This is a genomic window from Fontimonas thermophila (genome assembly GCF_900113085.1).
In the GTDB taxonomy this organism is placed as follows: domain Bacteria; phylum Pseudomonadota; class Gammaproteobacteria; order Nevskiales; family Nevskiaceae; genus Solimonas; species Solimonas thermophila.
Genome location: NZ_FOOC01000005.1, coordinates 32,158 through 43,567, shown reverse-complemented (window position 1 = coordinate 43,567; position 11,410 = coordinate 32,158). Strand labels below are relative to the sequence as shown.

12 protein-coding genes are annotated in these 11,410 nt (G+C 65.2%); 4 read left to right on the top strand and 8 right to left on the bottom strand.

Annotation, left to right across the window (positions count from 1 at the left end; genetic code table 11):
* The first annotated feature begins 164 nt into the window (after window positions 1–164).
* Entirely contained in the window at window positions 165–824 is a 660-nt protein-coding gene (locus tag BMZ48_RS06425) for a hypothetical protein (protein WP_143383642.1), read from the top strand.
* Window positions 825–841: 17 nt separating this feature from the next.
* Here the strand turns inward: BMZ48_RS06425 and BMZ48_RS06420 are convergent, their stop codons facing one another.
* Window positions 842–1,294: a hypothetical protein gene (locus BMZ48_RS06420; protein ID WP_091533098.1), complete on the bottom strand. Its 453-nt coding sequence runs from the start codon at window positions 1,292–1,294 to the stop codon at window positions 842–844.
* Between the two features lie 380 nt (window positions 1,295–1,674).
* Here BMZ48_RS06420 and BMZ48_RS06415 point away from each other — a divergent pair, with 380 nt between their 5' ends.
* The 3 genes from BMZ48_RS06415 to purL all read left to right on the top strand — a co-directional run bounded on the left by BMZ48_RS06415 (window position 1,675) and on the right by purL (window position 6,705).
* Window positions 1,675–2,016 (top strand): DUF1820 family protein, encoded by a 342-nt coding sequence (locus tag BMZ48_RS06415; protein WP_091533095.1) that lies wholly within the window; start codon window positions 1,675–1,677, stop codon window positions 2,014–2,016.
* Window positions 2,016–2,777: an MBL fold metallo-hydrolase gene (locus BMZ48_RS06410; protein WP_091533093.1), complete on the top strand. Its 762-nt coding sequence runs from the start codon at window positions 2,016–2,018 to the stop codon at window positions 2,775–2,777. The genes BMZ48_RS06415 and BMZ48_RS06410 overlap by 1 nt, the downstream gene beginning before the upstream one ends.
* Before the next feature lie 79 nt (window positions 2,778–2,856).
* Window positions 2,857–6,705 carry a phosphoribosylformylglycinamidine synthase gene (purL, locus tag BMZ48_RS06405; protein WP_091533397.1) on the top strand — a complete coding sequence of 1,283 codons (3,849 nt, stop codon included), beginning with the start codon at window positions 2,857–2,859 and terminating at the stop codon, window positions 6,703–6,705.
* Between the two features lie 46 nt (window positions 6,706–6,751).
* Here the strand turns inward: purL and BMZ48_RS06400 are convergent, their stop codons facing one another.
* From BMZ48_RS06400 to lipB, 7 genes are all read right to left on the bottom strand, one after another.
* The gene (locus BMZ48_RS06400) at window positions 6,752–7,417 is read right to left on the bottom strand and encodes an MlaA family lipoprotein (RefSeq protein ID WP_268762367.1); all 666 of its coding nucleotides are present in this window, start codon (window positions 7,415–7,417) and stop codon (window positions 6,752–6,754) included.
* A gap of 140 nt (window positions 7,418–7,557) precedes the next feature.
* On the bottom strand, window positions 7,558–7,815 hold the full coding sequence (locus tag BMZ48_RS06395) for an STAS domain-containing protein (protein WP_091533089.1): 258 nt from the start codon (window positions 7,813–7,815) through the stop codon (window positions 7,558–7,560).
* Window positions 7,812–8,450: an MlaC/ttg2D family ABC transporter substrate-binding protein gene (locus tag BMZ48_RS06390; RefSeq protein ID WP_091533087.1), complete on the bottom strand. Its 639-nt coding sequence runs from the start codon at window positions 8,448–8,450 to the stop codon at window positions 7,812–7,814. The genes BMZ48_RS06395 and BMZ48_RS06390 overlap by 4 nt, the downstream gene beginning before the upstream one ends.
* A gap of 11 nt (window positions 8,451–8,461) precedes the next feature.
* Window positions 8,462–8,950 (bottom strand): outer membrane lipid asymmetry maintenance protein MlaD, encoded by a 489-nt coding sequence (mlaD, locus tag BMZ48_RS06385; protein WP_091533085.1) that lies wholly within the window; start codon window positions 8,948–8,950, stop codon window positions 8,462–8,464.
* A 31-nt stretch (window positions 8,951–8,981) separates the two neighbouring features.
* Complete coding sequence (gene mlaE, locus BMZ48_RS06380; protein WP_091533083.1) at window positions 8,982–9,749, bottom strand: lipid asymmetry maintenance ABC transporter permease subunit MlaE; 768 nt, start codon at window positions 9,747–9,749, stop codon at window positions 8,982–8,984.
* Window positions 9,750–9,852: 103 nt separating this feature from the next.
* Window positions 9,853–10,671, bottom strand: a complete 819-nt coding sequence (locus tag BMZ48_RS06375; RefSeq protein ID WP_091533081.1) for an ABC transporter ATP-binding protein — start codon at window positions 10,669–10,671, stop codon at window positions 9,853–9,855.
* Between the two features lie 92 nt (window positions 10,672–10,763).
* Window positions 10,764–11,405, bottom strand: a complete 642-nt coding sequence (lipB, locus tag BMZ48_RS06370) for a lipoyl(octanoyl) transferase LipB (protein ID WP_091533079.1) — start codon at window positions 11,403–11,405, stop codon at window positions 10,764–10,766.
* Between the last annotated feature and the right edge of the window lie 5 nt (window positions 11,406–11,410).

The window sequence follows — 11,410 nt, the reverse complement described above, 5'->3', positions numbered from 1 at the left end:
GAATGCGGGGCGCGACGCGCGCGGCGACCTCGGCCGCGAGCCGCTCGATCAGGGGGGCGAGATTCGTGTCGTCCATACCCTCTCTAGGTCGGCGACCCCCGGAATCGACAAAAGATTGCAATACGCGCAAAAACGTGGTAGGCGTAGGTCAGGAGGTAACGAACATGACCAGGATGATCGATTCCCAGCCCACGGCCCCGCCCGAAGAGACGGTTGCGCGCAACCGCGCGATGCTGCGCGACTGGGCGGACCTCTACCGCACCCGCGCCCGGCGGTGGCTGCTGCTGACCCTCATCCTTGCAGGCGCGGCGCTGTGCAACGGCGCCACCGGCTGGTGCGTATTCTGGCTGGTGCTGCTGGGTACCCCGGCTGCGCTGAACCGCGCCTGGGCCTGGGTGGTGGACCGGCTCGATCCGGCCGATCCCGACCCGCGCCCGGTGCAGGCGCGGTACATGACGCCCATCATCGCGGCGGCGGGCGCGCTGCTGACGGCGGGCGCCCTGCTGGGCGCGGCGGCCTTTGCGCTGACCCCCGGCCTGGGGGTGGATCAACCGCTGCCGGCGCTCTACGCCTGCCTCGCCGCGCTCGCCCTCTATGGCGTGCGCATCGTGCGCAACGCGCACGTCGCCGCCCGGTCCCTGCCGTGTCCCGTGCCGGTGCCCCTCGTGCCCGTACCCGTCTGGGTGCCCGTGGTCACCCCCGCGTGGGACGATGACGATGTCATGGATCGCTTCCGCAGAGACCTCGAGCAGGACATGATAACCAGCCCCGGCTACAGCCATTTGCCCGGCAACATCCACTTCAAGAACATCTGGGAATCGTGACGGGCGCGCGCAGAGCGTCAGGGCTTCACCACGTCCCGGGCGTCGGGCATTACGCCCGGCGACTGGGCTGGGCGCCCATCGACGGACAGCGGCTGGGACGGGTCGGCCGCGCTGCGGGGGGTGTTCTCACGCATCCAGTCGCGGAAGTTGTCGAGCGACTCGCGGGTGAATTCCCCGTCCCTGACCAGCCAGTCGGTCGCCACGAACGCCGCCACACCCACACCGGCGGCAGCGGCCGCGGGGACGGCGGCACGTCCGATGGCGGCGAGGAGACCGGAGGATGCGGCGCTTTCGGCGGCCCCGGCGACGCTTTCGGCTGCCCCCGCAGCCCCGGCGCCCTTGCCGCCGAGCCGTCCGCCCAGGAAGCCCGTGAACATGCCCGTCACGGCCCCGACTGCGAGCGCGGTGTTGAGCGTGGAAGCATTCGCCCCCGGGGGCAGGGTCACATCGAGGGGGTTCTGGCTGTTCACCGAACCCCGGATTTCGTTACGCAGACCGTCCGCCGCCGCCTCGACCAGCTCACGGCCCGACCGCGTGCTGAGAATCCCCTGGGCGAGGACCTGGCCGGCCTCCCTGTCCGAAGAGCGTGCCTGATCACGTTGTTCTCAACCATCTGCTCGGCCAGCCACTTTTTCAGCCACCCTGCAATGGCGCACAGGTTCAACCACAACCGACTGCTCACGCCGATAGGGACATCCCGTTTGCAGAAGCTTCAGGCAAACTACTGAAGATAACTCACTATCAGCAATGCCTCGCTCGATAGGAGCGTCAACTTATTAAACCAATCAACTTCCCCGGTTCTCGGGGCGGTTCACTTAGAATCCAGGGCTGTCCAGCAGTCCCGATCGCCATGTCTGCCAAGCAACGTCTGTATCGCGTCAGTTTCATGAACCAGGGCCAGGTGTATGAGGTGTATGCCCGCGAGGTGAGTCATGGCGGGGGTATGCTCGGGTTCGTCGAGATCGGCAAGCTGGTGTTTGGCGAGAATACGACTCTGGTGGTGGATACCAGCGAGGAGAAACTCAAGCAGGAGTTCGCCGATGTCGAGCGTTTCTATGTGCCGGTGCATGCGGTCGTGCGCATCGACGAGGTGAGCAAACGCGGTTCGGCGCGCATCGTCGGTGGCGCGGACACCGGGGCCAAGGTCACGCCGTTTCCGATCTATAACTTCGGCAAGGATCCGAAGAAGTGATGCGGTTTGCGATGCTGGGCTCGGGTTCCAGGGGGAATGGAACCCTGGTCGAGTCCGGCGGGACGCGCGTGCTCATCGACTGTGGGTTTGCGCTCGGCGAGGCTGAACTGCGGTTGCAGCGCTTAGGGATCGAGCCTGCCGCACTCGATGCGATTTTGGTGACACACGAGCATGGGGATCATCTGAGCGGTGTCGCGCGCCTGGCGCGCCGCTACCGTATCCCGGTCTGGATGACGCATGGCTCTTACGCGATCTGGAAGGATCGCAACGTGCCGCACTGTTTGCGCTTTAGCCCACACCAGGCTTTCCGGATCGGGGAGCTGGAGGTCCAGCCCTATCCGGTGCCGCACGATGCGCGCGAGCCCTGCCAGTACGTGTTCGGTGCCAGGGGATTGCGGCTGGGTGTGTTGTCGGACGCCGGTGCGGTGACGCCGCACATGCGCGCGATGCTCGCCGGGTGCGATGCCTTGCTGCTGGAGTGCAATTACGATCCGGATCTGCTGCGCGACGGCCCGTATCCACCTGCGCTCAAGCTGCGTGTCGGCGGCGGGCGTGGGCATTTGTCCAACGAGCAGGCCGCGAGCCTGCTGCGCGGTTATGCGGTGAGGCGTTTGCAGCATCTGGTGCTGACGCACCTGTCCGAGACTAACAACACGCCGGCACTGGCGCGCCGTGCGGTGGCCGAGGTGCTGGAGGATGATCCCGCCTGGCTGGTTTGCGCCGAGCAGGATGCAGGTCTTGGATGGCGGGAGGTGGTTTAGCCTGCCTTGACTGGCTGCGGCATGCGAAAATGACGCCCCGGCGCCGATGAGCCGGTGATCCTGATCAAGACCCATGCCCGTGACCGTTCTGCCCGGCGCCGAGAGTTTTTCGGCCTTTCGCATCGCCCGTCTGTTCGACGCTTTGCGCGTTCATGTTCCGGCGCTGCGGGCCGTTGCCGTCCGTGATTTTTATCTGGTGGATGCCGACGGGGTGCCGGAGGCCGATCTGCGCCGTCTGCTCGGCGACGGTCCCGCTGCGATCGAGCCGGCGGATCTGACGCTTTACGTCGTGCCCCGGATTGGCACGACCTCGCCGTGGTCGAGCAAGGCGACGGACATCGCCCGGGTTTGCGGCTTGTCTGGCGTGCGGCGCATCGAGCATGGCCGTGCGATCCGGCTCACTGGTGTGTCCGCACTGCCGCAGTCGGCATGGAGCGTGGTGCACGATCCGATGATGGAATCGGTGCTGACCCGCTTCGAGGATCTGGCGCACGTGTTCGATGCCCAGACGCGGCGCGGGTTGCGCACGGTGGATGTGCTCGCCGGCGGCGCAGCGGCATTGATGAGTGCCAATCGCGAATGGGGGCTGGCACTGTCCGAGGAAGAGATCGCTTATCTGGTGCGTTACTACCTCGAGGCCGGCAGGAATCCGACGGACGCCGAGCTGATGATGTTCGCGCAGGTCAACAGCGAACATTGCCGGCACAAGATCTTCAACGCCGAGTTCACCATCGATGGCGAGCTGCAGCCGCACTCGCCGTTTCAGATGATCCGCATGACGTATGCGGCCTCGCCGCAGGGTGTGCTGTCGGCTTACAAGGACAATGCCGCCGTCATCGACGGCTTTACGGCAATGCGTTGGTTCCCGGATGCGGATCATGTCTGGCGTGAGCATCACGAGCCGGTGCACATGCTGATGAAGGTGGAGACGCACAACCACCCGACCGGGATTTCGCCGCATCCGGGTGCCGGTACGGGCGCCGGCGGTGAGATCCGCGACGAGGCAGCGACGGGCCGGGGGGCCAAGCCCAAGGCGGGATTGTGCGGCTTTTCGGTCTCCAACCTGCGTATTCCGGGATTCGAGCAGCCGTGGGAATGCACCGATGCGCTGCGTGCGCAGGGGGCGCCGGCGCGCATGGCGAGCAGTCTGCAGATCATGCTCGAAGGACCGATCGGCGCCGCGGCTTACAACAACGAATTTGGCCGTCCGAATCTGAGCGGTTATTTCCGCACCTTCGAGATGGTGACGCCGGATGGCCGCAACCGCGGTTATCACAAGCCGATCATGATCGCCGGCGGTTACGGCAACATCCGCGCCGCGCACGTCGACAAGCGCAAGGTCGTCGAAGGTGCCAAGCTGATCGTGCTCGGCGGGCCGGCGATGTTGATCGGATTGGGCGGCGGCGCAGCTTCATCGATGGCGACCGGCAGTAGCAGCGCAGAGCTCGATTTTGCCTCAGTGCAGCGTGCCAACCCCGAACTGGAGCGCCGTTGTCAGGAGGTGATCGATGCCTGCTGGGCGCTCGGCGACGCCAATCCGATTCTGTCCATCCATGACGTCGGGGCCGGCGGCCTGTCCAACGCGCTGCCCGAGCTGGTGCATGCCGACGATCGTGGCGGCCATTTCCAGTTGCGCGACATTTTGTGTGCCGATCCGGCGCTGTCGCCGATGGAGATCTGGTGCAACGAGGCGCAGGAGCGCTATGTGCTCGCGCTGGCGCCGCAGGATGTGGAGCGCTTTGCCGCGATTTGTGCGCGCGAGCGTTGTCCGTACGCCGTTGTGGGGACGGCGACGGTCGAGCGCCGTCTGCTGGTCGAGGACCGCATCGAGAACCGCCCAGTGGTGGACATGCCGATGCCGGTCTTGCTGGGCAAGCCGCCGCGCATGAAACGCACGACCGCGCGCCGGCCGAGCCGCTATCCGGCGCTGTCCACCGCCGGGATCGACATCGCCGAGGCAGTGGCACGGCTGCTCGCGCTGCCGACGGTCGCTTCCAAAAATTTTCTGATCACCATCGGGGATCGCAGCGTCGGCGGATTGACGGTGCGCGATCAGATGGTCGGCCCCTGGCAGGTGCCTGTCGCCGACTGCGCGGTGACGGCCACGGGTTTTGAGTCGGTAACTGGTGAGGCAATGGCCATGGGCGAGCGGACGCCGCTGGCCTTGCTCGATGCGCCGGCGTCGGGGCGCATGGCGGTGGCCGAGGCCGTGCTCAACATTGCCGCGGCGCCGATCGCCCGACTCGCCGACGTGCGCCTGTCGGCCAACTGGATGGCGGCCTGCGGGCAGGATGATGAGGATGCGCGGCTGTTTGATACGGTCAGGGCCGTCGGCGCCGAGCTGTGTCCGCAACTGGGCATTGCGATTCCGGTGGGCAAGGACTCCCTGTCGATGAAGAGCCTGTGGACGCACGGTGGTCAGACGCGCGTGCAGACCGCCCCTCTGTCGCTGATCGTGTCCGCCTTCGCACCGGTGACCGACGTGCGCCGTTGCCTGACGCCGCAACTGCGCACCGACGCGGGACAGACGCGCCTGCTGCTCGTCGATCTCGGCAATGGTCGCTGCCGTCTCGGAGGTTCAGCGCTGGCGCAGGTCTATGCGCAGATCGGCGATGTCCCGCCCGATCTCGATGAGCCGCAGCAGCTCAAGGCTGCATTCGCGTTGATCCAGCGGCTCAATGCCGAGGGTCACCTGCTGGCTTATCACGACCGTAGCGATGGTGGCCTGTTCGTGACCCTTGCGGAGATGGCATTCGCCGGACACTGCGGCATCGATATCGACATCACGGCCTTGGGAGAGGATGGCGTCGCCGCGCTTTTCAACGAGGAGCTCGGTTTCGTCATCCAGGTGCGGACGGACGCTGCCGCTGCGGTGAGTGTGGCCTTGCGCGATGCCGGGCTTGCCGTCCACGACATCGGAACGCTTGCGGCCGACGATGCCATCACCATACGCCGCGGCGGTCGCCGGTTGTTCCGCGACGCACGCGAGCGCCTGCACAAGGCGTGGTCGGAAACGAGTTACCGTCTGGCTGCGTTGCGCGACGATCCCGACTGTGCGCGCGAGGAGTTCGAGGCAATCGGCGTCAAGGATGATCCGGGTTTGAGCGTGCAACTGAGCTTTGATCCCGCGGTGGGCGCACCGCATTTCGCGCGCCGGCCCAAGGTCGCGATCCTGCGCGAGCAGGGCGTCAACAGCCAGTACGAAATGGCGTATGCCTTTCACGCCGCGGGTTTCGAGGCGGTGGATGTGCATATGACGGATATCCTCGAGGGTCGTACGCAGCTCGCCGATTTCGTCGGTCTGGTCGCCTGCGGCGGTTTTTCCTATGGGGATGTGCTCGGTGCCGGTCAGGGTTGGGCGAAGACGATTCTGTTCAACCCCCGCGCACGCGAGGCATTCGCGCAGTTTCTGGCGCGCGAGGATCGCTTTGCTCTCGGTGTGTGTAACGGCTGCCAGATGTTTGCCGCGCTCAAATCCATCGTGCCCGGCGCGCAGGACTGGCCGGTGTTCCGTCGTAACCGCAGCGAGCAGTTCGAGGCCCGCTGGTCGCAGGTCGAGATAGTGGAATCAAAATCGCTGTTCTTTGCCGGCATGGCCGGTTCGAGACTGCCGATTGCCGTTGCCCACGGCGAAGGGCGCGCGCAGTTCGAGGATCCGGCTCAGCTCGAGCGGCTGCAGCGCAACGCGCAGGTGGCGATGCGTTATATCGACAACCACGGCCGAATTGCCGAGCGTTATCCGGCCAATCCCAACGGCTCGCCGGGTGGCGTTACCGCCTTTTGCAACGCAGATGGGCGTGTGACCATTCTCATGCCGCATCCCGAGCGCACGATCTCGGGCGTCACCGGCTCCTGGTGGCCACGTCGCGAAATGGGCAAGACGCCGTGGTTCCGCCTGTTCCAGAACGCACGGCGCTGGGTCGCCTGAGGAAGAACGATTCCACCAACGGATCCAGGATCGGCGGGTTTGCGCTTCACTCGCCCCAGTCGTCTTCTTCCGGCGGCGGATTTCCGTCGTAGATCAGGCCGCGCCGGCGCTGCAGATAGGCGCTGCGCAGGAAGGCGTAAGGATCGAACTGCTGCGCAAGCACCTGTTCAGTACCGAGCAACTGCGCGCGTGTATCGACGATATCGACGGCTTCGAGCGGAATCGCGACTTCGGGCGGGGCGTAGTACAGCGGGTGGGCGAACACATCGATGCCACGGCCGACGAGGTCACGGTTCGTACTCGGCCCGAGGAAGGGCAGCATCAGAAACCAGCCATCGCCCACCCCCCAGACCGCGAGCGTCTGGCCGAAGTCCTCGCGGTTCTCGGTCCAGCCGATGCGCGTGGCCGGATCGAGCAGACCGCCGAGGCCAAAGCTCGTGTTAAGCAGAAAGCGAGTGGTGTCGCGGCCGGCCTGGGCGAATTTGCCCTGCAGCAGGTCATTGAGGATGGTGGTCGGATAGAGCAGGTTGCCGAGGAAGCGCGATGCGGTGCTGCGGATTTCTGCCGGAACCGCCGCGACATAAGCCTGTGCAACCGGCTTGAGTACCCAGCGATCGGCGGTGTTGTTGAAGGCATAGACCGCGCGGTTCACCGGCTCCAGCGGATCCTCTGGTGCATAGGTAGGGCTGTGAGCGCAGCCCGCGATCAGCATCACCACAGCCAGAATGCAAGAGCGCATATATCCCCGACAGGCTTGATGGAAAAGGTCCAGCGCATCGCACGGCACTACAGGCTTTAGGCCGTGCGGCGCACTGTGGCTCGATTCTAAAGGGTTTGGCGAGGGTGCTTGCGTCAGGTCAGCCGCAACAATGCCGCGATGCCAAAAAACTGCGCCAGCGCGCGCAGCTGCTCCGGAGCACGCACGAAGCGTACCGGCCTGTGGTGGCTGCGCCGGCTGATTTCGAGCAGCAGGGCAAGCCCGGCGCTGTCGGTCCGCGTGACCCCCGACAAATCGATTTCGGTAGCGGCGGCCAGCGTGCCGATCTGCGTCAGCAGTTCCGGTACGCGCTGCTGCGTGAGTTCACCGGTGAGCTGGGTCTTGGCCGTCATGGTCCGGTGCTGCCACCGTCGCTGCCCGCCGCGCCGGGTTTCCCATAGGCACCCGATTCCATGCGCGCAATCACGGCATCAAGACCGCTGCGCTTGATCTCCGCGTGGAACTGGCCGCGGAAATTCTGCACCAGCGAGATGTTCTCGACGATGATGTCGTAGATCTTCCACTCGTCGCCGACCTTGTGCACGGCGAAACTCAGATTCACCGGCGGCTTGCCATCTTTGCGGATCAGCGCGGAGTGCACGACCGCGTCGCTGGTTTCGGGCGCAAGCCGCAACGGCTTCCACTGCGCTTCGACCGAGTCGTGGTACTCGAGCAGGGCATTGGCATAGGAGCGGATCAGCATGTCCTTGAAAGCCTGGGCAAAGCGCGTGCGCTGTTCCTCGCTCGCATCACGCCAGTTGCGCGCCAGCACACTGCGGGCGATGAAAGGCACGTCGAAATGCGGCACGACCACGTCGTCGACGGTGGCGTAGAACTTGTTCAGATCGGCTTTGTACGCGGCGTGGTTCTGGGCAATGAGGCTTTGTAGCTGAGACGACACCCGCTTGACCATTTCGTCAGGCGCTTCTGCGGCCCACGTCGCGGTGGCGATCAGAGCTGCGCTCAGCAGTGCGAGCATGCGTGTCATCTGTTGGACTCCTATTGCGTGCCGTCAGAACCTGACTGCGCGGATTTCGCCGTCATGTTCGTCAGGAACTGGCCGACGATGTTTTCCAGTACCAATGCGGATTGGGTGAACTTGATGCGGCTGCCGTCCTTGAGGGGTTCTTCGGCACCACCCGGCACGATGCCCACGTACTGCTCGCCAAGCAGGCCGGCGGTGAGGATGCGGGCGTCGCTGTCTTCCGGGATCGAGGCGTAATCGTTGCTGATATCGAGCGTCACGACGGCTTCAAAAGTGGCCGGATCGATGGTGATGCTGCGTACCCGCCCGATCTTGACGCCGGCGAGCGTCACGGCGGCACCGGGCTTGAGCCCGCCGATGTTCTCGAACAGGGCGGTGACTGCATACGTCTTACCGGTGCTCGTCGTCTCGAGGCTGGCGACGCGGAAGGTCAGCACGAACACGGCCGCGACGCCCAGGCACACGAAAAACCCAACCAGGATCTCCAGCGCTTTTGATTGCATGAGTCTTCGTCCTAGGCTTGAGCAAAGGTCATTAATGGAACATGAATGCGGTCAGCACGAAGTCCAGCGCGAGGATGCTCAGCGAGGAGACGACGACGGTGGACGTCGTGGCACGCGAGACGCCTTCCGAGGTCGGTACGGCGTGATAGCCCTGATAGACCGCGATCCAGCTCACCGCAGCGCCGAACACGATCGCTTTGATGAAGCTTTGCCGGATGTCTTCGATCGCGACGCTGGAATGGATTTGTGACCAGTAGCTGCCGGCATCCACGCCCAGGAGCTCGACGCCGATGGCATGGCCACCGGCGACGCCGATCGCCATCACGCTGAAAATGCCGGCGAGCAGTGGCATGGCGATGAGGCCAGCGACGAAACGCGGCGCGATCACACGCCGTACCGGGTCGATGGCCATCATCTCCATCGCCGAGAGCTGGTCGGTAGCGCGCATCAGACCGATTTCGGCGGCCAGCGCCGAGCCGGCACGGCCGGCGAACAGCAAGGCGGTTACCACCGGACCGAGCTCGCGGATGATGACGAGCGCAACGAATACACCCAAGGATTCTTCGGCGCCAAAGCGCACGAGCGTGCGGTAACCCTGCAGGCCCAGCACCATGCCGACGAAGCTGCCGGAAATGACGATGATGATCAGCGACAGCACGCCGACACTGTAGAGCTGCTGGATGATCAGCCGCGGCCGCGCGAGCGCCGCCGGGATGGCAGCGACGATCGCGGCCAGGAAAAACTGGGCCCGGCCGAGCCCGGCGAGAAAATCCGACAGAATCTGCCAGATGCCTCTCATGCCGTCGCTCCATCCGCTGCCGCGCCGGATGCGATCGCGCGCAGGAATCGTGCGCGCGGAATGAATCGGAAAGCGGGCAACCGGGGCATCGAGCTGCGCCGACTCACGCTGTTTCTCCCATTAGATCGGTGCTCAGTGTGCGGGCTGTCTTGTAATGGAAGGCCACCGGCCCATCCGGACGGCCTTGCAGGAATTGTTGGACGAATTCGGAAGCGGAACTGCGGATCGCCTCCGGCGTGCCGTGGTCGAGGATCTTGCCGCCGGCGACGATGTAGGCGTAATCGGCGATCGACAGGACTTCATCGACGTCATGGGACACGACGATGCTGGTGATGCCCAGCGATTCGTTGAGCGAGCGGATCAGGCGCATGAGCACGCCCATGCTGATGGGATCCTGCCCGGTGAAGGGTTCGTCGTACATGACCATGTCCGGGTCGAGCGCGATCGCGCGCGCCAGCGCGACGCGGCGGGCCATACCTCCGGAGAGTTGTTCGGGATAGAGGTCGCATGCGCCGCGCAGGCCCACGGCCTCGAGTTTCATCAGCACGATGTCGCGGATCAGGCGGGGCGGCAGCCGGGTGTGCTCGCGCAGCGGAAAAGCGACGTTGTCGAATACCGACAGGTCGGTCAGCAGCGCGCCGTGCTGGAACAGCATGCCCATGCGCCGACGCATCCGGTACAGGCCGGCACGGCTTTGCCGGTGCACGTCTTGTCCATCGAACAGGATGGTGCCGGCATGAGGGCGCCATTGCCCGCCGATCAGGCGCAGCAGCGTGGTCTTGCCGGTGCCCGACGGCCCCATGATTGCGGTGACGCGGCCGCGGCGGATGTCCACGTCCACACCGTCGTAGATCAGCCGGCTGCCGTGGCCGAAGCGCAGGCCGCGCACTTGCACCAGGTTGTCGGAGGCAGAGTCCGTCATGGTCCTTGGGCGTACCGGCGTAGGGGCCGGTCCGGGGGGTATCGTGTGCGTTGCAATTGTAGCCGGGGATGCCGGCGTGCGGTGGATGAGGCTCAGGCGTAGCCGAGACGATGCAGCAGATGCGGGATGAGATCGTGCGCGACGGTGGCGACCGCGGAAGGGCCGCCCAGATCAGCGATCTGGGTCATGCGCAGGCCGCTCTGGCCACAGGGATTGATCCGCGAGAACGGCGCAAGATCCATCGCCACGTTGAGCGATAAACCGTGATACGTGCAGCCGCGGCGCACGCGCAAGCCCAGCGAGCCAATCTTGGCGCGCCCCGGGTGACCGCCTGCGTCATCGACATACACCCCGGGTGCATCCCGGTCGGCATAACCGTGAATGCCATAACCGGCGAGTACATCGATCATCGCCTGTTCGATGCGGGTGACCAGGCTGCGCACGCCGTAACCTAGGCGCGTCAGGTCGAGCAGGAAATAGACGACGAGCTGTCCGGGGCCGTGGTAGGTGACCTGCCCGCCGCGGTCCGACTGCACCACGGGGATATCCCCCGGCGCGAGCAGGTGCTCGGCACGGCCGGCCTGTCCCTGCGTGAAGACCGGCGGGTGCTCGAGCAGCCAGATCTCATCCGGGGTCTGCGCATCGCGTGTAGCGGTGAAGGCGCGCATGCGCGTAAAGCTCTCGGTGTAGTCCACACAGCCGAGATCGCGCATTACGGGCGGTGGCAAAGCCATGCGCG

What these genes read in the sequence shown, in the direction of transcription:
- BMZ48_RS06425 (WP_143383642.1), top strand. Translation starts at nt 165, where the DNA reads ATGACCAGGATGATCGATTCCCAGCCCACGGCCCCGCCCGAAGAGACG.
- BMZ48_RS06415 (WP_091533095.1), top strand. Translation starts at nt 1,675, where the DNA reads ATGTCTGCCAAGCAACGTCTGTATCGCGTCAGTTTCATGAACCAGGGC.
- BMZ48_RS06410 (WP_091533093.1), top strand. Translation starts at nt 2,016, where the DNA reads ATGCGGTTTGCGATGCTGGGCTCGGGTTCCAGGGGGAATGGAACCCTG.
- BMZ48_RS06400 (WP_268762367.1), bottom strand. Translation starts at nt 7,417, where the DNA reads ATGCTGATCGCGGGCTGCGCTCACAGCCCTACCTATGCACCAGAGGAT.
- BMZ48_RS06395 (WP_091533089.1), bottom strand. Translation starts at nt 7,815, where the DNA reads ATGACGGCCAAGACCCAGCTCACCGGTGAACTCACGCAGCAGCGCGTA.
- BMZ48_RS06390 (WP_091533087.1), bottom strand. Translation starts at nt 8,450, where the DNA reads ATGACACGCATGCTCGCACTGCTGAGCGCAGCTCTGATCGCCACCGCG.
- mlaD (WP_091533085.1), bottom strand. Translation starts at nt 8,950, where the DNA reads ATGCAATCAAAAGCGCTGGAGATCCTGGTTGGGTTTTTCGTGTGCCTG.
- mlaE (WP_091533083.1), bottom strand. Translation starts at nt 9,749, where the DNA reads ATGAGAGGCATCTGGCAGATTCTGTCGGATTTTCTCGCCGGGCTCGGC.
- BMZ48_RS06375 (WP_091533081.1), bottom strand. Translation starts at nt 10,671, where the DNA reads ATGACGGACTCTGCCTCCGACAACCTGGTGCAAGTGCGCGGCCTGCGC.
- lipB (WP_091533079.1), bottom strand. Translation starts at nt 11,405, where the DNA reads ATGGCTTTGCCACCGCCCGTAATGCGCGATCTCGGCTGTGTGGACTAC.